Origin of the sequence: Mesorhizobium sp. DCY119 (genome assembly GCF_003590645.1) — a bacterium.
Classification (GTDB): domain Bacteria; phylum Pseudomonadota; class Alphaproteobacteria; order Rhizobiales; family Rhizobiaceae; genus Mesorhizobium_M.
Genome location: NZ_CP031834.1, coordinates 2,382,923 through 2,405,978, shown reverse-complemented (window position 1 = coordinate 2,405,978; position 23,056 = coordinate 2,382,923). Strand labels below are relative to the sequence as shown.

The following is a 23,056-nucleotide window of genomic DNA, read 5'->3' as shown; positions in this document are numbered from 1 at the left end:
GATAGATGAAATGAAAGGCGGAATTCGCTGAAAAGACGGAGCGAAATTATCGCGACGCCGCGCGTCCGAACAATACGGCAGATGCCGTATTTCGGGCCGGAAAGCCCGACATTTGCGCGATCAGACATGATGGCTGACGAGCGCTACGCCCAGTCCGATGAGGATCGTGCCGCAGGTTTTGGGGACCATCCACCCTGCCCCGCCGGCTGCGACCCGGCCAAGCGCGAGTGAGGTGATGCCGACCGCGGCGACATCGGCGATCGAGAAGATGAGATTGACGATGATGCCGAGAATGAGGAATTGCAGTCCGACGGGAATGGTGGCCGACGGGTCTACGAATTGCGGCAGGAAGGTCAGGAAGAACAGCGCGGTCTTGGGATTGAGGATTTCAACGACCATGCTGTCACGAAATGTGTTCGGCGCCGGCCGGGAACCATCCCCGCCCGTGCGGTTCCAACCGAGGAACATGGCAAGGCCGAGCGTGATGAGGTAAGCCGCGCCCGCAAACCGGATAATCGAAAAAACGACCGGCGCATGCTCCATCAGCGCGGCGAGCCCCACTGCCGCTGCTATGATATGCACGTAACAGCCGAGATGAACGCCAAGTGCCGCCATCAAACCTGCCTGGCGGCCATGGGCGAGAGTCTGCGCGGTCATATAGAGAATTGCAGGCCCCGGCACGCAAGCGAAGGCAAGCGTTGCGATGGCAAACGGAATCCACAGATCCAGCGACGGCATGATGGCTCCTCCCACATGTTTCAGCCGCGGGAGGAATAGGCTCGGCTCCGGGAGGAAGACATACGGCAGATGCCGTATTTGAACGGCCGTCGCTCTGCGATAGTCAGTTGATGGTTAAGAGAATGCTACCGGAATTGCGAGCCCCGCACGATCCTGTCAGCCGGCGGGTAGTCCCAGGCGAACCGCGTAGGCGGTCAGTTCGGCGGCACTATGGAGATTGAGCTTGCGCATCAGGTTTTCCCGGTGCTTGCGGGCGGTCAAGGGACTGATGCCCAGCCGCTCTGCAATTTCCCGCGCGGTCATGCCTTGCGCCACCAGCGTGAGGATTTGATGCTCGCGCCGCGTCAGCGGGATTGGCGACAGCATTTCCTGCGCCGGCTGCGGCCTGCTGTTTCGAGCCGGCTCGCTGACTGCGAAGCGAACGGTCTGCGCCAGATAGGTTCCGCCGTTCTTCACCGCTTCGATGGCTGCGCCAAGTTCCTCCGGGTCGCCGTCCTTGGTCAGATAGGCGCTGGCGCCGGCATCGAGGGCAGCACGCACCGTTCTCGGCTCGATATTGGCCGTCAGGACCAGGATCTTCATTCGGGGCGCAAGAGCCCTTATGTCGGAGATGAACTGGATTCCGGCAACGCCCGGCATGCCGAGATCGAGGATCAGCAAGTCGGCGCGTGTGCCGCGCACATGGCCCAGCAGAGACTCGCCGTCCGCCGCCTCGGCAACGACAGACACATTTTCCATCGCCGAGATGAGCAGCTTCAGTCCTTCACGGACAATGGCATGGTCGTCGGCAAGAATGGCGGTGAGCGGGCGAATCATTTGGTCAGCGGAAATTCCCTGGGCGCCAACTTATGGGAAACAAGTTGCCTATAGATCAATCGTTTTTGGGTAAGGACCGTTCGGACGATGTTCGCGCGGCGCTTGGAGGAGCCTGATGCAGGAAGACAAGATACGCCAGGCGCTCATCGAGCTTCTGTATCGCAACTCCTACGGCGTGGTCATCTCCAACATCGTCATTTCTCTCGCGGCCGTATACGTGCTGAGGAACGCCGTTTCCGCGAATTGGTTGGCCGGGTGGCTTGGCGCGCTCTATCTGCTCACCGCCATACGCGTTCTTGCCTCCCGTCGATTTTTCAGCAGCAAAAGAGATGCCGGCTCGATCATGCGATGGGCATGGCTGGCAGCAAGCTTTTCATGGGTATCGGGCCTGTTGTGGGGCGCGCTCGGCTGGGCCGGTTTCCTTCCCGAGGCACCCATCGTGCTTTCCTTCACGGTTATCGTGCTGACCGGCCTCGTCTGCGGCACGGTGCCGTCGCTTTCGGCTTTTCCGCCGGCGCTCATCGGCTCGATTCTCGCGACCGTTGTGCCGATTGCCGCCCGTTGCATCACGACCGAAAGCGATATCTCCGGCGCCTTCCTGTTCCTGCTCGCGTCCCTTGTGGCGATCAATTTCTACTATTGCCGCATCACTTACCGGATGCTGCGCGAAACCGTCAGCTTGCGACTGGAAAATGAGAATCTGGTCGACCACCTGCAGGAAGAACGCGACCGGGCACAGACCGCAGACCGCGCCAAGACGCGTTTTCTGGCGGCGGCCAGTCACGATCTGCGCCAGCCGATCCATGCCTTGAGCCTGCTGGTTTCCACGCTCGCCATTTTGGGTCAGCGCGGCAATGTACCCTCCGGTGAGGCTCGCGACCTGGCAAGCAGGGCGAAATCCGTCGTCGGCAATCTCAGCGGGCTTTTGAACGCACTGCTCGATATCTCCCGGCTCGACGCAGGAATCGTCACGGTTGCCAACGAAGCGGTGGAACTGCGTGAGCTTTTCCGCGATCTTGGCAACGAGTTTGCCGCAGAAGCAAAACAGCGCGGCCTTGAATGGCGTGTCGTCGACAGCGATCTGCGGGTCGACAGCGATCCGATGATGCTCAAGCGGGTCCTCAACAACCTGGTGTCGAACGCCTTTCGCTACACCAAGGAGGGCGGCGTTCTGCTCGGCTGCCGCAGGCGCGGCGATCTGGTGGAAATACAGGTCCTGGACACAGGCCCCGGCATCCCCGCCGATCAGCAAGCAATGGTTTTCGAGGAATTCGTGCAGTTGCAGAACCCGGCAAGGGACCGCACGCAAGGTCTGGGGTTGGGCCTCGCCATCGTTCGCCGCACGACGGAACTGCTCGGACATCCGTTGAAGCTGGTTTCCATGCCCGGACGCGGCTCGATGTTCTCCGTGACGGTTCCAAGAGCCGGTGTGGTGGAGGCCACTTTGCAGGGCAGCGAGACACTACCCGCCGGCATCACCGCACCCGTCGGCATCATGGTCGTGGAGGACGAAAAAGATGTTCTCGACGCCATGGTTCGGCTGCTCACGCTGGAAGGGCACCGTGTCTATGCCGGCCGATCTGCTGCAGAAGTGCGAAAGACCCATGCGGGAGCTTTGAGAACCGGAGACGCACCGGTCGATCTTATCATCGCCGACTACCGCCTGGGTCGGGGCGCCACGGGCCTGGAAGCGATCCAGACGCTTTGCAGCCACATCGGCCGCCGTGTCCCGGCCATCATCATTACCGGCGACACCTCGCCATCGCGCCTCAAGGAAGTCAGCGCGAGCGGAGTTCGTATCCTGCACAAGCCGATCGCCGGCGAGGAACTGCGTGAAGCGATTCTTGCTGCCTGCCTTCAAGGCAAGGAGAACAATCCTCGTCGCTGAGATTGTGACGTATCGCTTGATCGAACTGGAACATTGCGGCTTGACCGGACTGCCCATACGCTAGGCGCATGGCGACATCGAAGCTGCAGCCCTATCGCAAAAAGCGGGACTTCTCGAAAACGCTTGAGCCCGCCGGCAACCTTTCAGGCGATACGGGCAGCCGTTTCGTCGTTCACAAGCATCATGCGACTGCGGATCACTATGATCTGAGGCTGCAGGTCGGCGACGTGCTGAAAAGCTGGGCCGTACCGAGAGGGCCCTCGCTCAACCCGGCGGACAAGCGGCTTGCGGTCGAAACCGAAGACCATCCGCTGGAATATATCGACTTCGAGGGCGTCATACCCGAAGGCGAATATGGCGGCGGCCCGATGATCGTCTGGGACACAGGCGTCTGGGCGCCGATGGACGATATCGAGAAAAGCCTGAAGACCGGTGCGTTCAAGTTTCGTCTGGCCGGCGAAAAACTCAATGGCGGCTGGATGCTGGCGCGGCTGAAACCAAAGCCGGGCGAAGACGACCAGCGCAACTGGCTCCTGTTCAAGGAGCGCGATCTCGCCGCCGACACCAAGATCGACATCCTCGCCAAGCGCCCGGAAAGCGTGAAGTCCGGCCGGCGGATCGAAGAACTGGTGCAGAAGCCGAAACCGGTGCGCAAATCTGCCAGGCTCGATCCCGGCTCCCTTCCGGGCGTCACGAAGGGAGACGCCCCGACGCGCATCGAGCCCCAACTCGCGACCCAGATAGCCGCTCCGCCCGGCGGTGATACCGGAGAGGTCTGGCTGCATGAGATCAAATTCGACGGCTACCGGACGATGGCGCATGTGTCCGGCGACACCGTGCGGCTGATCACGCGGGGCGGACTGGACTGGACGAAGCGCTACGGCGACCTGCCGGATCAATTTCGGCGGCTGCCGAGCCGCGACGTCGTTATCGACGGCGAAATCGTCGTGCTGGACGACAAAGGCATCAGCCGATTCTCGCTTCTGCAGGATGCGCTGTCGGAAGGGCCCGGCAAGAAGCTGGTCTTCTATGCCTTTGACCTTCTCCATCTCGATGGCTGGAACCTTGCCAAGGTTGCACTGGAAAAGCGCAAGGCGCTGCTTTCTCAATTCCTGGCGGGGCACATAACCGCAAATTCGGCGATCCACTTAAGTGACCATGTCGATGGCGACGGACACGCATTCTACGAAAAGGTCTCGGAACTGGGGCTCGAAGGGGTCGTCTCGAAACGCGCATCAGCACCATATCAAAGCGGCCGCTCAAAAACCTGGACCAAGACCAAGGCGTTGATGGCAGGCGATTTCGTCATTGCCGGATACACGGTTTCCGAAGCGGCCGAAGGCCTCGCCGCCCTTGCCGCGGCCGAATGGGTGGACGGCGAGTTGCAGTATCGCGGCAAGGTCGGCACGGGCTTCGATGCCGATATGCAGGAGGAGCTGCTTGCCCGGCTGGAGCCCCTGCATGACGGCGCGACCAAGCTCGAGGGTGCGCCGAAGGAGATCATCTGGGTCCGCCCGGTGCTGTCGGCGCATGTCCACTATGCCAACCGCACGGCCGACAACGCGCTTCGCCACGCAGTGTTCAAGAGCCTTCGCGACGTGGAGCTTACCACGCCTGTCTCGACGAAGCGCAAACGGCTGATTTCGGACGCCGATCTCGCAAGTATCTCGGTCACCAATGCAACGCGCCGGCTGTTCGGCAAGTCCGGCCCGACCAAGCTCGATATTGCGCTTTACTACGCCATGGTCGGAGACTTCATGCTGCCGCATATTCTCGGCCGGCCAGTTTCGCTGTTCCGCTGCCCGACGGGAAAGCTCGCGGATTGCTTCTTCCAGCGCCATGCCTTCACCGGCATGCCATCCTCGATGGCAACCTTCGACTCCACCAATTCTGAAGGCGAGACGAAGTCCTATATCTCGGTAGAAGACGCGAGGGGCTATCTCGCGCTGGCGCAATTCGGCGTCATCGAATTCCACACATGGGGATCATATCGCAAACGGCTCGACAAGCCCGATCGCATCGTCTTCGATCTCGATCCGGGCGAAGGCATCGCCTGGCGGGAGGTGGTCGAGGCGGCTGTTCACATCCGCGCAGGGCTTGAAGGGCTCGGTCTCGTCCCCTTCGTCAAGACATCGGGCGGCAAGGGCATCCATGTGGTCGTCCCGATCACGCCGAAGCTCATCTGGAAAAAGGTCCATCAGGCAACCAGCGCCATAGCCAGCCAGCTTGCCGCCAGCGCACCGCAAACCTTCACCACGACAATGGGCAAGGACAATCGCATAAAGCGGATTTTCATCGACTTTCACCGTAACGCGCGCGGGCACACTTCGGCTGCCCCCTACTCTCTTCGGGCACGCACAAACCTGCCTGCATCGACCCCCGTAAGCTGGGCCGATCTCGAAGCCATCGACGCTCCAGAGGATTTGAACTATTCTTCGCTGCCTGGCCTCTTGGCCACGTCGGGCGATCCCTGGGCCGATATTGAAGATTTCGCTAGGGATTTGCCGTTATTGTCTGAAAGCAGGAAGTCATCGTAGTACCGCGTAGGAGACGATCATGGCGCCCAGGGCAAGCTGGAAAGGTTACCTTAAACTCAGTCTCGTGAGCTGTCCGGTCAGGCTCTATCCCGCCACGAGCACGAGCGAACGCATCAGCTTCAATCAGCTTCACAAGAAGACCCACAACCGGATTAATATTAAGCCTGTCGATCCTGAACTGGGCCTGGTCGAACGATCCGATCTGGTGAAGGGATACGAATACGAAGACAAGAAATACATCATCATCGAGGATAGCGATCTTGAAAGCATCAAGATCGAATCCACGCACACGATGAACATCGAAGCCTTCGTGGACGAAGGCTCGGTCGACGTCATCTATCAGGACGCCCCCTATTATCTGGCGCCAGACGGCGCCATGGCTGAAGAGACATTCGTCGTGCTTCGAGAGGCGTTGCGGAAGACCGGCAAGCTGGCGATCGCACGCCTCGTCCTGTCCAGCCGTGAGCGGGTGATCACCATTGGCGCTCGCGAAACCGGCATGTTCGTCTGTACGCTGCGAAATCCGAGCGAAGTGCGCGGTACGGCCGAGTATTTCGGCAACATCCCGCTCGGAAAGCCGGATGCCGAGATGCTGCAGCTCGCCGAGGCGCTCATCCAGCAGAAGCAGACGACTTTCGATCCCAAGAACTACGAGGATCGCTACGAGGTCGCCTTGATGCAGATGATCCGGGAAAAGCTCAAGGGTCACAAGCCGATCGTCGCGGCGGCTCCCGAACGCGGCAATGTCATCAACCTCATGGATGCTCTCAAGGCGAGCCTGTCGCAATCGAAGCCGGCAGCCAAGAGCAAGACCAAGGCCGAACCGGCAGCCAAGTCCAAGGAAAAGGCCGCCCCTGCCGCAGCGGCGAAACCGGCTGCCAAGAAAAAAGCCTGATGGCGGTTGCCGGCCAGATATTCGGCATCGTCGGAGCGCTGTCCGCGTTTCCACGACGCTTGGCCGCGCGAGAGGTCGAACGGCAACATGGTCATCTCCGGCGGGGGTTGACCCGCCGGATGTCGCATCTGGTCTTTGGCCGCGGCTTGCTCATGCGGGCAAGCGAGATCGAGATCGAAGCGTTGTTCGATACCGGAACGAGCCAGGGCACGCGGCTGTTGAGCGAGAACGGGTTTCTTCGGCTGCTGGGGCTGATGCCCTCGCCGGAGGCATCAGCACTCACGGAACAGTCTTTGGTCGACCAGTCCGGGCTGTCCCCGCGGACGCTCAAGCTTCTTTCCCTGTTCGACGCTTTCGAGCATGACGCCGAGCCTTACTCCTTCCGGGATATGATCCTGGCCAGGAAATATGCGGGGCTGATTTCCAGCGGCGCTTCCTGGAGCGCGATCGCAAGATCGGTGCATCGATCCGGGCCGGTGAAGTCGCTTACGGCATTGTCGCTCCACCACGAGGGAGCGGACGCGATCTACGCGCGCCGAGCCGAGGGTCTGAGTGAACTCGACGGCCAAATGCTGTTCGAACTTGGAATTCCCGGCGAAGCCGAACTGGAGGATATCTTCCTGCAGGCCGAAACGGCCGAGCAGGAAGGCCAATATGCGGACGCTGCAGCCTTCTACCAGCGCTATCTCGCAATCGATCCGAACGACCCCGTCGCCGCTTTCAACCGCGCAAACTGCCTGAAGGCGGCCGGCCTGCCGTCCGATGCCGCGCAGGACTATACCCGCGCCATCAAGCTCGATCCCAGCTTCGTCGAGGCGTGGTTCAACCTCGCCGGGCTGATGAGCGAGGATGGCCGGATCGCTTCCGCGCGCCGCCACCTTCTCAAGGCGATCGAACTCGACAGCACATACGAAGACGCAATCTTCAACCTCGCGAAGCTCGAATTCGACGCTGGCAATCTCAGCGAAGCGCGGCGCTGGTGGGAGCGGTATCTCGAACTCGACGGCGATTCCGAATGGGCGCGAACCGCAGCTCGCGGCATCCAGTTCGTCGACCTTCAGCTTGCCCAGCGAACGGCAGGCTGAGATGTTCCTGTTCGATGGACCGGATGATGCTCGCGTCACCATCCTCCTCGCGCACGGCGCCGGCGCACCGATGGATTCCGCATCGATGACGGCCACGGCCAAGGCTCTCGCGGAGGCCGGGTTTCGCGTCGCACGCTTCGAATTCGGCTATATGGCCGCGCGCCGGACCTCGGACAGCCGCAAGCCCCCTCCCCGTGCCGAGACGCTCAATCCGGAATACAAGGCGGCCGTGGCCGAACTCGGCGCGAAAGGGCCGCTCATCATCGGCGGAAAATCCATGGGCGGACGGGTCGCCAGCATGGTCGCGGATGATCTTCATGCCGACGGTAAGATCGCCGGGCTTCTGTGCCTCGGCTACCCCTTTCACCAACCCGGCAAGCCCGAACAGTTGCGCACCAAGCATCTTGCCGGATTGAAAACGCCGACCTTGGTCTGCCAGGGAACACGCGACGAATTCGGCACCCGCGAGGAAGTTTCAGCCTATCAGCTCTCCGACAGCATTGAGATTCTATGGCTCGAGGATGGAGATCACGACCTCAAGCCTCGCAAGAGCATATCGGGTTTTTCTGCCGCCGATCACCTGAAGACGCTTGCCGATGCGGTCGCGGCATGGGTCGCCAGGCTGCCTCGCTGACCATGCGACCGGCATGAAGATCGCGACCTTCAACGTCAATGGTATCAACCGGCGCCTTGAGAACCTGCTGGCCTGGCTGGCATCGGCCAAACCCGATATCGTCTGCCTGCAGGAATTGAAGGCGCCCGACAATCAATTTCCCAAAAGTGCGATCGAGGCGGCGGGCTATGGCGCGGTCTGGCGCGGGCAGTCGGCCTGGAATGGCGTCGCCATCCTGGCGCTCGGCAGCGAACCCGTCCTGACCCGCAACGAACTGCCCGGCGATCCATCCGATGCACAGAGCCGCTACATCGAGGCGGCCGTGAACGGCATCCTGGTCGCGTCGCTCTATGCACCGAACGGCAACCCCCAGCCCGGCCCGAAATTCGACTACAAGCTTGCGTGGCATGATCGCCTGATCAGCCACGCCACGGAGCTTTTGTCGACGGGGCTGCCTGTCGTGCTTGCCGGCGACTACAACGTCGTCCCGGAGCCGCGCGATATCTATCCGACACGATCCTACGACGACAACGCGCTGGTCCAGCCCGAGAGCCGCGCCGCGTTCCGCAGCCTTCTCGACCAGGGTTGGCTCGATGCAATCCGCAAGGTCCATCCCAAGGATGTCATCTACACATTCTGGGATTACCGGCGAAACCGCTGGCCGCGCGATGCCGGCCTGCGCCTCGATCATGTTCTTCTAAGCAAAAAGCTCGCACGACGGCTCAACGGAGCCGGCATCGACAGGGACGTTCGGGGAATGGACGGCGCAAGCGATCACGCGCCGGCATGGATCACGCTTCGGAAATAAGGCGCCGGCCTAGATCAGGCATCGCGAACCGGTTCGAGAGCCAGATCCCTCTCCGGACGCGCACCGGCCTCCAGCCGTGAAAGTTCGCGCTCGTTGACGTCGTAGTACTCGCCGTCGATCAGGACGCGAGCAGACATTCCGGAATCGGAAAAGCGCCGGCTGACGACGTAGACCTTGTGCCGTTCAAGGACGCGCCGAACAGCCGCGCGCGACTTTCGCTGGTTTTCGACCGCAGTCGATTTGCGTTTTTCCGCCATGGACATAGCACCGCGTCAGTCGAGTGCAGTTTTCCGATCTCACTCAAAGGATGATATCGCACGCGACTTTCTTGGCAAGGGTTAGCTCAGATTCCATCCCGGACGCGCTACCGCGGCCCTATTGCGAGGGCAGCCCGCGGCGCTTCCATTCGCTTCGGGGAACCGGATCCCCGACATTGAAGGCGAATGACACGACTTTCATTGCCTGTGCGTCGACCTCGCAACGATAGCTCAGATTGAACCACTGCCCATTCGCGCGGAAGGCCTCCCGGGGAATTTCGATAACGGTGCCGTCCTTCAGTCGCTCGGAAGGCAGGAGGTCCGGAAAATACGGCGGCGAAGCGTTAAGCAACTGCTCACGCAACTCGGTGACGCAGAGCCTGCCCGCACGTACGTCGCGCGGAACATTGCGCATCGCAGTTGTCGCTGCCGGACTGGCGGTTGCCGTCTGCGAGAACAACTTCTTGGCCTCCTGAAGCTTCACGGCGCTTTGCACTTTGACGGCTTCCGCCGGCTTGGGCGTCGGTTTCTTTAGCGTCTCGGGCTGCGGAGCCGGGTTTATTGCATCGAGCGCTTTCACCGGCGGTGGTTCTGCGAGATCCTTTTTGTCGGGTTCGAGCCGCGCCAAGGGTGACGCCGAACCGTCCTCCGCACTGTTGCCATCCGGAGCCTCCCGAGGACCGGCGTCCTTCTCGCCGAATTGGAAGACGGGCCTCAGAGCGGGTATCGGCCGTTGTCCGGCGGAAGCATTGCCTGTCGGTGACGATGTCTCGGCTTTCGCTTCCTGCGGCTTCTCGGGCTTGGCCGCTTTCGCAGGTGGCGGAGGTTCAACTTTGGCTTTTTCCGGTGGCTTCGGCGGGGGCACGAGTTCAACCGCTATCGCCTGCTCCTCCTGCGATGGCGAGAGCGATACCGGCAGTCCGAAGATCAGAAGTACGGCAATGAGCAAATGCGTGACGACGGAGGCAGGCAAGGCCCACCACCTGAACATCCAACGCTGATCCCATATGTCATCCCGCATCGGGACTGATGTGGAATGAAATGTTGGCGGCATCAAGCATTCATGCCGCCAATGCCGAAATAGTCATCCAGCTTCGCGAAGCGATGGAGGTCCTGGCGACAACCCGGCACCGTCAAACGGCCCATCCGCATCTACTCGGTGATCGGATCGCCACATGGCTCGTAAAGCAGGTTGATCCACCAGGAACGGTTGACCAAACCTTTGGCGCCGTCGCGTTCAGAGAGCGTGTCGACGCCGACGCACCATTGAACCAGGCTCGGCGAAAGGCCGTACTGCTCGGCGAGATAGGATGCCGCCTCGTCGATGCCTTCGCTGCACCCCACGGTCTTGCAAAGCTGCGCCTGAGTGGCGATGTCGCGCAGCGCCTCATGGCCGATCGAGTTGGTGCGATACCAGACCATGAACGCAAACACGGCAAGCAGAAGCAGAAATCCGGCTGCAATCTTCAGGTAGAACTTCACGCGTCAATGCCCGCCTTACGGGCGTCTCGCCCTCTTCAACTTTGACATCTAGCGATGCGGCAGGAGCAAGTCAAAAAATGGGCGCTGTTTTCCGACCTGCATGAAAAAGGGCCGCAAGCGGCCCTTCCGTGGATCTGGCGAGTACCCTCAATCAGGCGTTGGCATCCGCAACCGCGCGCTTGGCCATGACCACGATCAGATTGGCGCGGTACTCTGCCGAGGAGTGCATATCGGTCATCAGGTTCTTCGACGGCACGGTGACGCCTTCCAGTGCGGAGGCGTCGAATTTTTTCGTCAGTGCCGCCTCGATCTCCTTGGAGCGGAAGACGCCGTCGTCGCCCGAGCCGGTAACCGCCACCCGCACGCCATCGCTGCCCTTGACCACGAACACGCCGGTGATGGCATAGCGCGAAGCCGGGTTGCGGAACTTCTGGTAGGCAGCCTTTGCAGGCGCGGTGAAGGTGACGGCGGTGACGATCTCGTCTTCCTTCAGCGGCGTTTCGAACTGGCCCTTGAAGAACTTGTCAGCCGCGATCTGACGCTTGTTGGTGACGATGGTGGCCCCGAGCGCCAGAAGGGCTGCCGGATAGTCGGCGGCCGGATCGTTGTTGGCGATCGACCCGCCGATCGTGCCGCGATGGCGCACGGCGGGATCGCCGATGAGGCTGGCGAGATGCGCGACCGCGGGCGCGACCTTCTTCAGCTTCTCGTCATTGGCGACCTCGTAATGCGTCGTGCCGGCACCGATGGTGACGGTCTTGCCCGACACTTTGATGCCCTTCATTTCCTTGATGTGGCCGAGATCGACCAGATCGGAGGGTGCCGCAAGCCGGGTCTTCATCGCCGGAATGAGCGTCATGCCGCCGGAGAGGAATTTGGCATCGCCTTTTTTGATCTGCTTGGCGGCGTCAGCGACCGAGGAAGCGCGGTGGTAATTGACTGAGTACATGATCGTTCCTCCTCAGTGCTTCGTTGCCAACCGCAGCGCTGCCCAGACCTTCTGGGGCGTTGCCGGCATGGTCAGTTCATTGGTGCCGATGGCGTCGGTAATGGCGTTGATGACTGCCGGCGGCGAACCGATGGCGCCGGCCTCGCCGCAGCCCTTGATGCCGAGCGGATTGGACGGGCATGGCGTGTTCGAGGTCGAAACCTGGAACGACGGCAGGTCGCCGGCGCGCGGCATGGTGTAGTCCATGTAGCTCGCCGTCAGAAGCTGGCCGTTGCCGGGGTCGTAGTGCGCGCCTTCAAGGAGCGCCTGGCCGACACCCTGCGCTATGCCGCCATGCACCTGGCCCTCGACGATCATCGGATTGATGATGTTGCCGAAATCGTCGGCAGCAACGAACTGGATGATCTCGGTCGTGCCGGTATCCGGATCGACCTCGACTTCGCAGATGTAGCAGCCGGCCGGGAAGGTGAAGTTGGCCGGATCGTAGAAGGCTGTTTCCTTGAGGCCGGGCTCCATGCCGCCGGGCAGATTGTGCGCGGTGTAGGCGGCAAGCGCCACCTGGAACCACGGCACGTTCTTGTCGGTGCCGGCGACTTTCAGCGCGCCGTTCTCGATGACGATGTCGCCCTCGTCCGCTTCCATCAGATGGGCGGCGATCTTCTTGGCCTTGGCCTCGACCTTGTCGAGCGCCTTGACGACGGCGCTCATGCCGACAGCGCCGGAGCGCGAGCCATAGGTGCCCATGCCCATCTGCACTTTGTCGGTGTCGCCGTGGACGATCGACACCGAGTCGATCGGCACGCCGAAGCGCTGGGTGACGAGCTGGGCGAAGGTCGTCTCATGCCCCTGCCCGTGGCTGTGCGAACCGGTGAGCACTTCGATCGTGCCGACGGCGTTGACGCGCACCTCAGCCGATTCCCAAAGGCCGACGCCAGCACCGAGCGAACCGACCGCAGCCGACGGCGCGATGCCGCAGGCTTCGATGTAGCAGCTCATGCCGATGCCGCGCAGCTTCCCGGCCTTCTTGGCCTTGGCGCGGCGCTTCTCGAAGCCGGCATAGTCTGAGGTTTTGAGGGCCGCATCGAGCGAGGCGCCGAAATCACCGGCGTCGTAGCACATGATGACCGGCGTCTGATGCGGGAAGGAGGTGATGAAGTTCTTGCGGCGAAGCTCTGCCGGCGAGAGGCCGAACTCGCGCGCCGCCGTCTCCATCATCCGTTCCATGACATAGGTGGCTTCCGGCCTCCCCGCCCCGCGATAGGCATCGACGGGCGCGGTGTTGGTGTAGATCGCCTTCACATTGGCGTGGATCGCCGGGATGTTGTACTGGCCCGACAGCAGCGTGGCGTAGAGATAGGTCGGCGTCGCCGAGGAAAACAGCGACATGTAGGCGCCGAGATTGGCCTTGGTCTCGACCTTAAGGCCAAGAATCTTGTGATCCTTGTCGAAAGCCATTTCGGCGTGGGTGGCGTGGTCGCGGCCATGCGCGTCGGTGAGGAAGGCTTCCGTGCGGTCGCCGACCCATTTCACCGGCACGCCGGTCTTCTTCGATGCCCACAGGCAGACGATCTCTTCCGGATAGATGTAGATTTTGGAGCCGAAGCCGCCGCCGACATCGGGAGCGATGACGCGCAGCTTGTTTTCCGGCGCGACATTGTAAAAGGCGCTCATGACGAGGCGCGCGACATGCGGGTTCTGCGACGTCGTCCAGCAGGTGTAGTGGTCTTCCGCCTTGTCGTAGTGGCCGAGTGCAGCGCGCGGCTCCATGGCGTTGGGAACGAGGCGGTTATTGATGATGTCGAGCTTCACAACATGCGCCGCCTTGCCGAAGGCGGCATTGGTGGCTTCGGCATCGCCCAGATCCCAATCGAAGATCAGGTTGTCGTCGGCTTCCGGATGGATCTGCGGAGCGCCTTTCTTCACGGCGTCCACGGCGCTGGTTACGGCCTTGCGTTCCTTGAAGGTGATCTCGACGGCTTCGGCCGCGTCGCGTGCCTGTCCTTTCGTGTCGGCCACGACGATGACGATTGCATCACCGACATAGCGAACGCGGTCGACCGCCAGCGGAGACCATGCGCCCATCTTCATCGGCGAGCCGTCCTTGGAATGGATCATCCAGCCGCAGATGAGATTGCCAATGCCGTCGGCCTTGAGTTCCTTGCCAGTCAGCACGCCGACGACGCCCGGCATGGCTTGCGCTGCCTTCACGTCGATCTTCTTAATGTCGGCATGTGCGTAAGGACTGCGCACGAACGCCGCATGCTTCATTCCCGGAACCACCATATCATCGACATAGCGCCCCGCGCCTGTGATGAACCGTCTGTCTTCCTTGCGCGCAACCCGTGCGCCGACGCCTTCAATGCCCATTGCAGAAACTCCTCCGCGAATTTCTAGAAGCGAATAGTCTGTGGCGAGTAGTGAGTAGTGAGGAGTGAGTAGTGGAAACCAATCAGCGCAGCAGCGAATGCGAAACCCTATTCGCTATTCACTACTCCCTATTCTCTCAATATCTCACGCCGCCTTCTTCGCCTTGCTCGCAACCTTACCCTTGCTCGCCTTCGACATCGTCTTGGACGCTGCCAATATGGCTTTCACGATGTTGTGATAGCCGGTGCAGCGGCAGATATTGCCTTCGAGCTCTGCGCGCACCGTCGCTTCGTCCAGGCCTTCCGGGTGGCGATTGATCATATCTGTCGCCGACATGATCATGCCCGGCGTGCAGAAGCCGCATTGCAGCCCGTGATGCTCTTTGAAAGCCGCCTGCACCGGATGCAAATCGGCGCCGTTGGCCAGGCCTTCGATGGTGACCACCGTCGAGCCGGATGCCTGAGCGGCCAGCATTGTGCAGGATTTGACTGCCTTGCCGTCGACATGGACGACGCAGGCGCCGCATTGCGACGTGTCGCAACCGACATGCGTGCCGGTGAGCCCGACATGCTCGCGCAGGAAATGGACCAGCAGCGTGCGGTCCTCGACCACGCCTTCTACGCGCCGGCCGTTCACAACCAACGATACTTCCGACATGAAACCTCCCTCGGTGCCGTTCCCGTCACAGCCGAAGGCCGGACGGTCTGAATTCTGTCGCCGCGAAACGCGCAGCAAAATACATTTATTATTCCCGACGATGCGAGAATGCAGGCGGCCCAGATGCCCGTATATTGTACTTTCGGACACGAGTTCTGCATGCAGGCATTGCCAAACTAACGCCTGGGGGCAAGAATGCACAAGACGCGTGTGCCTTCGACATAAGATGAGGACGTCGAAGGTGGGTTTTGGGAGGAACTGCGCTGGTCTGCTCACGGACAAGCTACGCCTGCGGCCTGTCGGCTTTGACATCCGACATGGCCGACGCCGATGAATTTGCCCGCGCAGTCGCCGAGGAAGCGGCTGCGATAAATGCCGGCTTTGCGCTCTTTTTCTTTTCCCAGCAGTTGATGGATGCCGAATCGCTGTCGGCTGCGCTGAAGCTCCATGCACCGGGCCTCGCCCATGCCGGCTGTTCGACTGCCGGCGAGATAACGCCTGCCGGGCTCGAAGAAGGCCATGTTTTGGCAATGCTGTTCCCGCAGCGCTCCTTCACCGCAGTCAGCGCGATGATCAGGAACCTTTCTTCTTCCGGCATGGATGACATTGCCGGCGAGGTCGAGGAATTGAGACGGACGCTGTACGCGCGCACCGGCTCGACTCACTCCGGCAATGTCTTCGCCCTCTGTCTCATCGACGGGCTTTCCTATGCTGAGGAGGCCGTAACCTCGGCGATCCACTGGGGGCTGGACGACATTCCGCTGATCGGAGGCTCGGCCGGCGACGACCTGAAATTCCAGACGACCGCGCTGATCTCGAACGGCCATGTCGACAGCGACTGCGCCATCATCATCCTGATGGCGACCGAAATCCCGTTCCATGTCTTCAAGACGGAAAACTTCGTGCCGACCGAAGACAAGCTCGTCGTCACATCCTCAGATCCCGAGCGGCGCATCGTCCATGAATTCAACGCCGGCGTGGCGGCCGAGGAATTCGCCGCAGCGGTCGGCATCGTGCATGGAGCCATGACGCCGCTCAGTTTCGCCTCACATCCGGTCGTCGTGCGCGTCGGCGGCGAGTATTACTGCCGCTCGATCCAGAAGATGAACGCCGATGGCTCGCTCTCCTTCTTCTGCGCCATCGACGACGGCATCGTGCTGTCCATCGCCAAGCCGACCGGCATGGTGGAATCGACCCGCACCGCATTGAAGAACGTCAGCGAGCGGCTGGGCGGCATCGACATGATTCTCGGCTTCGACTGCGTCTTGAGACGGCTCGACGCCCGCAACCGCCAGGTGTTCCGCGATATTTCCGAACTTTACCGCGCCAACAACGTTATCGGCTTTGGCACCTATGGCGAGCAGTATCGCTCCATGCATCTCAACCAGACCTTCATCGGCATCGCCTTCGGCCAGCGACAGGCGGCGGAATAAGAGCCAGGGAAATGTCCGTGCGCCAGATCGATGACATCGAGAAGCTGAAGAAGATCAATCAGGCGCTGATCTCCCGCGTCGAGCGCTCGATGGACCAGCAGGGTAATGCCTTTTCGCTGTTCCAGACCGCGATAAACCTTGAGAACCGGGTACGCAGCCGCACCGAGGAGTTGCGCGCCACGATGCGCCGGCTCGAAGTGTCTAACATCGACCTCGTCGCCGCCAAGGAGAATGCCGAGCGCGCCAACCTTTCCAAGACACGCTTTCTCGCAGCCGCCAGCCACGACATTCTTCAACCGCTCAATGCCGCACATCTGTCGGTGTCGGCGCTGGCGGAGGTGCAGGCCGGCGAGGAAGGGCGCAAGCTGGTTCGGCAGGTCGAGCGCTCGCTGGAGACGATGGAGGACCTGCTCCACACCCTGCTCGACATTTCCAAACTGGACGCCGGCGTCGTCGAGCCCGAGATCACCGATGTTTCGCTTGAGCAATTGTTCTCGTCGCTGAAATCCGATTTCCAGCCACTGGCCGCGCAAAAAGGGCTGAAACTCAAGTTCCATGCCGGAAATGCGGTGGTGCGTTCCGATCGCACGCTGCTGCGCCGTATCCTCCAGAACATTGTCTCCAACGCTATACGCTACACCCGCAAAGGTGGCGTTCTGGTCGGTATCCGCCACCGCGGCGACAGGATAAGGATCGCAATCGTCGACACCGGCTGCGGCATTCCTGAAGACCAGCACGAAGCGGTGTTCGAGGAGTTCCACCGCGGCACGGGTTCGGCCGACGCCGATCTTTCCGGCGGCGGGCTTGGCCTCGGCCTGTCGATCGTGCGCCGCATGACCAGCGCGCTCGGCCATCCCATCGCCTTTTCCTCGATCGTCGGGCGCGGAACGATTTTCCATCTCGACGTGCCGGTTGTGGTCGGCAGCTTTGCCGATCCCATGGCACTGCTTGGCGAGCCGGAACGGCCGCGCGGTTACGGCCTGTTCGGAACCAAAGTGCTGCTGATCGAGAATGACATCGAGGTTCTCGAGGCCATGACCGTGCTGCTTGAGCGTTGGCAGTGCACGGTCAAGACTGCGACCTCCACCGCACTGGCAATGCAGGCGCTGGGCGATACGGACTGGATTCCCGATATCATCATTGCCGATCAACATCTCGACGGCGGCGACCTCGGCAGCGCGACCATCGCCGAGATTCGCGACTATCTCGGACGCGGCGTGCCCGCGCTGATCGTCACCGGAGACAGCTCTGACGCCGTGGTGCGCTTGGCGCGCGAAGCTGGCGTCGAACTGATGCGCAAACCGCTGAAACCGGCGCAATTGCGGGCGCTGCTGGCGCATCTGCTCGCTTAAGGCAGTAGGGGAATAGGGCAGTAAGGCAGTAGGGGAATTAAGGTCGACAGTCGCGTTTAGTCGAGACAGCGAGGACTCTGGAAGCTCAATCCCTACTGCCCTACTGCCTTATTCCCCTAGAATCCCGATTGCTCCCGAAACAACTCCGCATTGTCGAGCTTCGAGACTTCGATCACGGCTTGGGTGCGGCTATAGACGTTGAGCTTGCGCAATATCTCTGAGACATGCGCTTTCACGGTGGTCTCGCCGACCTGCAGTTCAAAGGCGATCTGCTTGTTGAGAAGACCCTGTCGCAGCATTTGCAGCACACGCAACTGCTGCGGCGTCAGCTTGGCGAGCCTGCGCACCATTTCGGCCCGGTCGGCACTTTCGGCGTCAGGTGCCTGGCCCTCATAGTTTTCCGGCACATGGATCGCCCCTTCCATGACGGAACGGATGGCGTTGGCGAGGTCGGTCTTGCGCACGGATTTCGGGATGAAGCCGGCAGCGCCGTAAGAAAGCGCCTCGGATATGATCTTCGGTTCCTCGTGACCGGAAACCACGACCACCGGCAAGCGCGGGTAGCGCGTGCGCAGTTGCAGCAGGCCGTCGAAGCCGTGGACGTCGGGCATCGAGAGGTCCAGCAGCGCCAGATCGAAAGGCTTGGGCCCGGCCAGATGTTCCAGCGCTTCGGTGATGGAGCGGGCTTCCACCGTATCGACATCCGGATAGGCCATGCGCACCGCGCTATGCAGCGCCTCGCGAAACAACGGGTGGTCGTCGATTATCAGGAACCGGGCAGTTTCGTTGGCAGAGCTCATGGCCAACTCTCCGTCATGCAAGCGCGGAGGTCGAGGGATGCCGTGGTCCGGCCACGCCGGCCAAAGAAGACATTTTTTCTAATTCCCTGATTCATTCCGCATCATTCAAGAGTAGCCGAGCGCAGCGCAAGCGATTATTGCCAAATAGTACATCGGCCGCTTTTCGACACGCGACGCATTCGCCGCACGAAAGCGACCCGCAAGACGCACCGGGAGGAACCTTGATGGGCGAAATCATCCTGCATAACTACTTCCGCTCCTCTACGTCCTACCGGGTGCGCATCGCGTTGGAGATGAAGGAGCTGGATTACACCTATGTGCCCCATCACTTGCGCTTCGGCGAACATCTCGAACCGTCCTATCTCGCCGTAAATCCGCAAGGGTTTGTCCCTGCCCTGATCTGGAACGACGGCACGCTTCTGGTGCAATCGCTGGCGATCATCGAATTCCTGGATGAAACAGTGCCGCAGCCGCCCCTATTGCCGGCCGATGCGCTCGGCCGCGCCCGCGTGCGCATGCTCTCCCAGATGATCGCCTGCGACATCCACCCGATAAACAATCTGCGGGTGCTGACCTCATTGCGCACGCTCTATGGCGCCGGCGACGACGACGTCGCCAACTGGTTCCGGCACTGGGTCAACGAAACCTTCCAACCGCTTGAAAAGATTCTCTCCGACAGCAAGGACACCGGCACGTTCTGTCACGGCGACCGGCCCGGCCTCGCCGACATCTGCCTTGTCGCGCAAGTCGTCAACAACGCCCGCTACAATGTCGATATGGAGCCCTACCCGGTGATTTCGCGTATCGCGACAGCCTGCATGGAACTGCCCGCCTTCATCAAGGCCGCACCGAAAAACCAGCCGGACGCCGAATAGGAGGTTAGCTGGCCACCTTCTTCTGCCGCCGCTCGTAAAGCATGATCAGCGTCTCGGCGATCAGCGCGGGCCGCTCATCGCCCTCGATCTCGATGACGTTATTCGCTTTCATCAGGTATTGGCCCGGACCGCGGTCCTCGAGCGATATCAGGGTCGAGCGCAGCCGCACGCGCGTGCCTGCCCGGACAGGGGCAACGAACCGGACCCGGTCGAGGCCGTAGTTGAATGCGGCTTGCGTATTTTCAGGGATCGCACCGATCTCCTGGCCGAGCGAGCCGATGATCGACAGCGTCAGGAAGCCATGCGCGATCGTCGCGCGGAAAGGACTTTCGCGCCTCGCCCGCTCCGCATCGACATGAATCCACTGATGGTCGCCCGTGCAATCGGCAAACTGGTCGATCCGGGTCTGGTCGACGGTAGTCCATTGCGAAACGCCAAGTTCCTGCCCGACGGCGTGCTTGAGCGTGGCGAATGTCAAAGCCGGTTTCGACATCGGTTTCTCCGTTTTCCGACGCTTACGCGCGCAGGTTTTCGGCACAAACAGGCACGCTCACTGGATCAGACGTCCCCCGCGAACGGACTGCTTCTGCCCGGAACTAGCAGCTTATGATGCTCTGCAAAAGACCTTCGTGACAGACTTTTGCCTTCAATCATCCAGGTCAAGGTCGTTCGAACGAACCGGTCCCAGGCAGCGTTACGCCCGGACGACTACTTCCGCTGGTCGTATCCCTCCCGGATTTCCGCCATGGCCTCGCGAATGCGATTGCGCAGGATATCCAGCGATTCCGTACCGGATTTGCGCATGATTTCAGCTGATTCGCTGGCGTTCTTGACTGTGGTTTCGAAGGAACGGCGGACAAAATCGGCCTGTTTCGACATCATCTCCTGCGGGTTGCCGGGCGCGCGGAAACCCTGCGCCATCTCGGCGATCTCGCGCACCGTGTCCTGCATGATCTCGCGCTGTCGCGACATGAGACTGGATGCCCCCGATGCGCCGGCCGAGGCAGATTTCTGCAACGCTTCCAGATTCTTGCGATGATGGGCGAGAATGGAGTCAACGTCGAAACGCGGCAGCTTCAGCTCCTCGCCAAGCCGTTTGAACATGTCCATGAAGGTATCGGTCTCGGGTGCCTTGGCCATCATTTCCTCCCTTTCACGCGCCGGTGTCGAACGCGGTCAAGGAGAAGATAGGCCGATGATCGCGCGGGTCAATTCACCAGGAAGACGAGCTCGATCACGTAAAGCGCCAGCCCGGCCATGCCGCCGATGAGCATGCCGTTGAAGCGGATATATTGCAGGTCGCGCCCGATGTTCATTTCGATGAGGCGCGTAAGCTGGCCGAGATCCCAGCGCTTCACCTGCTCGGCAATGAAACTCGAGACGCCGCTTTTCTGGCTTTCGACAAAGGAGGCCAACGCCACGACAAAACCCTGGTTCATGTCGGCGCGGATTTTTTCGTCGCTGGCAAGCTGGCGGCCAACCTCGACGAACATACCGGCGAGATGGGTGCGGATCATGGAGTTTTCGGCGCGCGCATCCTGTTCGATCAAATTGCGCAGGCTTTCCCACATGTCGCCGGCCAGCGCCTTCAGCTCGGGGCGGGCGAGAAAATCGCGCTTCAGTTTTTCGGCACGTTTCGCATAGGTCTTGGAATTGCGCAGATCGGCGATGAATTTTTCGACGAAACGGTCGAACTCCTGCCGCATCGGATGATGCTGATCGGCCCGCACCTCTTCCAGCAGCGAACCGGCGGAAGCAACGATCTTCTTGAGCAGATAGGCGTCGGCGCGGAACAGGTTGAACAGCGACGGCAGTTCCTCGCGGATCTTTTCGCGCATCGTGGCAAGCGCTTCCTCGTCGGAAAGGAACTTGCCGACGACCTTGGTGAACTGGTCGAACAATTTCTGGTGACGGCGATCGTCGGTGAATGCTGAGAGAAGCTCGGCGGCCAACGGTGCAAGCGGCACCTTTTCCACCTGCTCCAGCATGCGCTCGGAAACAAAGCCGCGCAGGCCGGACTGATCGATGGCGGCCAGCGTCTGCGGCACCAGCCGCGCGACAAAGCGCGACAGGCCCTCCGCCCTCTGCCGATCCGACAGCCAATCGGCGACGAGAGCGGAGAAATCCACCTCGCCGAGCTTTTCGCGCACCGGACCAGGTGCCAGGAAATTGACCTCGATGAAGCGGCCGAGATTGTCGGCGATGCGCTCCTGATTGGACGGAATGATCGCCGTATGCGGGATCGGCAGGCCGAGCGGCCGCTTGAACAGCGCGACGACCGCATACCAGTCGGCCAAGCCGCCAATGGTGGCGGCCTCGGCAAAAGCCGCGACGAAACCAAGCCACGGAAAGCGCGGCTGCAACAGCTTCGCCGTGATGAAGACGGCAACGCACAGGCACAAAGCACCAGTGGCGATGAACTTGGTACGGCGCAAGGCCGCAAGCTTTTCCGCGTTTTCCGGGCTGATTGTCGATGCCTGGTTCATATGCTCATCCGGTTCTCGAAAGGGCCGCACACTATCATCCGTGAGCGACCCCGCCATTCGGTTCGCGAGACATATGGGGCTTTAGCAGGTGGAAGACATAAAAAAGGCCCGCGTAAGCGGGCCTTTGATGCAATCCGGACGGAGGGCGAACGCGAGACAGGCGCCCTCACCTGCCGGCAAGCATTTTGGGAACGTCACGAACCGGCGACAGGCCGAACCGTTTGGGAGCGACGAGATCAAGACCATCAAACGAGCGCTGGCCAAGGTCGATAACGCCTACGGTCTCGCCGTCCTCGAAGGAAAGCGCTGCGTTGAACTTGCGCGCCAAGGCCTTCATCGCGACATTCTGCGGATGGGTCGTCACCAGAAGCTTCGTGTAGCCCAGCCCGCGCGCATTGGCGATCAGTCGCTCGAACAGCCGCCCGCCGATATGGCGATGCTGAAGATGGCGCTCGACGCTGAAGGCGATCTCGCCGGTCGGCTCGGCAATTTCAGGCCGTTCGTGAAGTTCGGCAGCACCGAACACCTTGTCGTCTTCGACATAGCCGATGACGGTGGTGCCTTGCGCGAAGCTGCGGTCGGCATAGCTGGCGATGAAATCGTCATCCGTCGCGCCATTGAAGCGATCGCGCCGGCTCACGGCATCGAGCCTGAGAAGATGATCGCGGAAGCGTGGCAGGTCGGAAGGCCGGAGCTGCCTGATGATGCCGGTCAGCGGGAGATGATTTAGCGTATTCTGCATGTGTCGTACTTCTCGTGGGTTCCTCCCCGAGTCTACGACTCTCGACAGCAATTATATTGTGCGCCGCAGCATGAAATGCAATCCCTTTACGTAAAGGTCAGCATTGCAAAAATGGAATACCGGACGCCGTCGCTCCACCAATGCCAAAAATATGACCAAAAATATGACCAAAAAGAGAAGGTATTTTTCGCTTCTTGTCTGGAATTATTCTAGACTGTAGGCCATATTCAGGAATGAAAGCGATCCAACGACTCGAGAGATCGCGCCTGTCTTGGC

The 23,056-nt window shown here is 60.9% G+C and carries 22 protein-coding genes; 9 read left to right on the top strand and 13 right to left on the bottom strand.

Annotated features, from left to right (window positions below; genetic code table 11):
• Nucleotides 1-120 precede the first annotated feature (120 nt).
• On the bottom strand, nt 121-738 hold the full coding sequence (locus DZG07_RS11610; RefSeq protein WP_119817155.1) for a LysE family translocator: 618 nt from the start codon (nt 736-738) through the stop codon (nt 121-123).
• Nucleotides 739-894: 156 nt separating this feature from the next.
• On the bottom strand, nt 895-1,554 hold the full coding sequence (locus DZG07_RS11605) for a response regulator transcription factor (protein WP_119817152.1): 660 nt from the start codon (nt 1,552-1,554) through the stop codon (nt 895-897).
• Between the two features lie 115 nt (nt 1,555-1,669).
• On the opposite strand from DZG07_RS11605, the gene DZG07_RS11600 reads away from it, so the two are divergent.
• The 6 genes from DZG07_RS11600 to DZG07_RS11575 all read left to right on the top strand — a co-directional run bounded on the left by DZG07_RS11600 (nt 1,670) and on the right by DZG07_RS11575 (nt 9,380).
• Nucleotides 1,670-3,442, top strand: a complete 1,773-nt coding sequence (locus DZG07_RS11600) for a hybrid sensor histidine kinase/response regulator (protein ID WP_119817149.1) — start codon at nt 1,670-1,672, stop codon at nt 3,440-3,442.
• 68 nt (nt 3,443-3,510) lie between these two features.
• The gene (ligD, locus tag DZG07_RS11595) at nt 3,511-5,979 is read left to right on the top strand and encodes a DNA ligase D (protein ID WP_119817146.1); all 2,469 of its coding nucleotides are present in this window, start codon (nt 3,511-3,513) and stop codon (nt 5,977-5,979) included.
• 19 nt (nt 5,980-5,998) lie between these two features.
• A complete protein-coding gene (locus DZG07_RS11590; protein WP_119817144.1) occupies nt 5,999-6,874 on the top strand; it encodes a Ku protein in 876 nt (291 codons plus the stop codon).
• Nucleotides 6,874-7,959 carry a tetratricopeptide repeat protein gene (locus DZG07_RS11585; protein WP_119817141.1) on the top strand — a complete coding sequence of 362 codons (1,086 nt, stop codon included), beginning with the start codon at nt 6,874-6,876 and terminating at the stop codon, nt 7,957-7,959. The genes DZG07_RS11590 and DZG07_RS11585 overlap by 1 nt, the downstream gene beginning before the upstream one ends.
• Before the next feature lies 1 nt (nt 7,960).
• A complete protein-coding gene (locus tag DZG07_RS11580; protein WP_119817138.1) occupies nt 7,961-8,593 on the top strand; it encodes an alpha/beta family hydrolase in 633 nt (210 codons plus the stop codon).
• 13 nt (nt 8,594-8,606) lie between these two features.
• A complete protein-coding gene (locus DZG07_RS11575; RefSeq protein ID WP_119821643.1) occupies nt 8,607-9,380 on the top strand; it encodes an exodeoxyribonuclease III in 774 nt (257 codons plus the stop codon).
• A 14-nt stretch (nt 9,381-9,394) separates the two neighbouring features.
• On the opposite strand, the gene DZG07_RS11570 is transcribed toward DZG07_RS11575, so the two are convergent.
• The 6 genes from DZG07_RS11570 to DZG07_RS11545 all read right to left on the bottom strand — a co-directional run bounded on the left by DZG07_RS11570 (nt 9,395) and on the right by DZG07_RS11545 (nt 15,092).
• Entirely contained in the window at nt 9,395-9,637 is a 243-nt protein-coding gene (locus DZG07_RS11570) for a hypothetical protein (protein WP_091912844.1), read from the bottom strand.
• 118 nt (nt 9,638-9,755) lie between these two features.
• Nucleotides 9,756-10,691 (bottom strand): DUF930 domain-containing protein, encoded by a 936-nt coding sequence (locus tag DZG07_RS11565; protein WP_119817136.1) that lies wholly within the window; start codon nt 10,689-10,691, stop codon nt 9,756-9,758.
• A gap of 98 nt (nt 10,692-10,789) precedes the next feature.
• Nucleotides 10,790-11,119, bottom strand: a complete 330-nt coding sequence (locus DZG07_RS11560; RefSeq protein WP_119817134.1) for a hypothetical protein — start codon at nt 11,117-11,119, stop codon at nt 10,790-10,792.
• Nucleotides 11,120-11,270: 151 nt separating this feature from the next.
• Entirely contained in the window at nt 11,271-12,068 is a 798-nt protein-coding gene (locus tag DZG07_RS11555) for a xanthine dehydrogenase family protein subunit M (RefSeq protein WP_119817131.1), read from the bottom strand.
• A 12-nt stretch (nt 12,069-12,080) separates the two neighbouring features.
• The gene (locus DZG07_RS11550; RefSeq protein WP_119817128.1) at nt 12,081-14,435 is read right to left on the bottom strand and encodes a xanthine dehydrogenase family protein molybdopterin-binding subunit; all 2,355 of its coding nucleotides are present in this window, start codon (nt 14,433-14,435) and stop codon (nt 12,081-12,083) included.
• 144 nt (nt 14,436-14,579) lie between these two features.
• Nucleotides 14,580-15,092, bottom strand: a complete 513-nt coding sequence (locus DZG07_RS11545) for a (2Fe-2S)-binding protein (RefSeq protein WP_119821641.1) — start codon at nt 15,090-15,092, stop codon at nt 14,580-14,582.
• A 317-nt stretch (nt 15,093-15,409) separates the two neighbouring features.
• On the opposite strand from DZG07_RS11545, the gene DZG07_RS11540 reads away from it, so the two are divergent.
• A complete protein-coding gene (locus tag DZG07_RS11540; protein WP_091912445.1) occupies nt 15,410-16,525 on the top strand; it encodes an FIST N-terminal domain-containing protein in 1,116 nt (371 codons plus the stop codon).
• A gap of 11 nt (nt 16,526-16,536) precedes the next feature.
• A complete protein-coding gene (locus DZG07_RS11535) occupies nt 16,537-17,877 on the top strand; it encodes a hybrid sensor histidine kinase/response regulator (RefSeq protein WP_091912443.1) in 1,341 nt (446 codons plus the stop codon).
• Nucleotides 17,878-17,993: 116 nt separating this feature from the next.
• On the opposite strand, the gene DZG07_RS11530 is transcribed toward DZG07_RS11535, so the two are convergent.
• Nucleotides 17,994-18,677 carry a response regulator transcription factor gene (locus tag DZG07_RS11530; protein ID WP_091912441.1) on the bottom strand — a complete coding sequence of 228 codons (684 nt, stop codon included), beginning with the start codon at nt 18,675-18,677 and terminating at the stop codon, nt 17,994-17,996.
• A gap of 224 nt (nt 18,678-18,901) precedes the next feature.
• Between DZG07_RS11530 and maiA the strand changes: the two genes are divergently transcribed.
• Nucleotides 18,902-19,552, top strand: coding sequence for a maleylacetoacetate isomerase (gene maiA, locus DZG07_RS11525; RefSeq protein WP_119817125.1), 651 nt, complete (start codon nt 18,902-18,904; stop codon nt 19,550-19,552).
• Nucleotides 19,553-19,556: 4 nt separating this feature from the next.
• Here maiA and DZG07_RS11520 read toward each other — a convergent pair whose 3' ends face one another.
• From DZG07_RS11520 to DZG07_RS11505, 4 genes are all read right to left on the bottom strand, one after another.
• Nucleotides 19,557-20,045, bottom strand: a complete 489-nt coding sequence (locus tag DZG07_RS11520; RefSeq protein ID WP_119817122.1) for a MaoC family dehydratase — start codon at nt 20,043-20,045, stop codon at nt 19,557-19,559.
• A 215-nt stretch (nt 20,046-20,260) separates the two neighbouring features.
• A complete protein-coding gene (gene phaP, locus DZG07_RS11515) occupies nt 20,261-20,692 on the bottom strand; it encodes a TIGR01841 family phasin (protein ID WP_119821639.1) in 432 nt (143 codons plus the stop codon).
• 68 nt (nt 20,693-20,760) lie between these two features.
• Entirely contained in the window at nt 20,761-22,038 is a 1,278-nt protein-coding gene (locus tag DZG07_RS11510; RefSeq protein WP_119817119.1) for a DUF445 domain-containing protein, read from the bottom strand.
• Between the two features lie 166 nt (nt 22,039-22,204).
• Nucleotides 22,205-22,780 (bottom strand): GNAT family N-acetyltransferase, encoded by a 576-nt coding sequence (locus DZG07_RS11505; RefSeq protein ID WP_119817116.1) that lies wholly within the window; start codon nt 22,778-22,780, stop codon nt 22,205-22,207.
• Between the last annotated feature and the right edge of the window lie 276 nt (nt 22,781-23,056).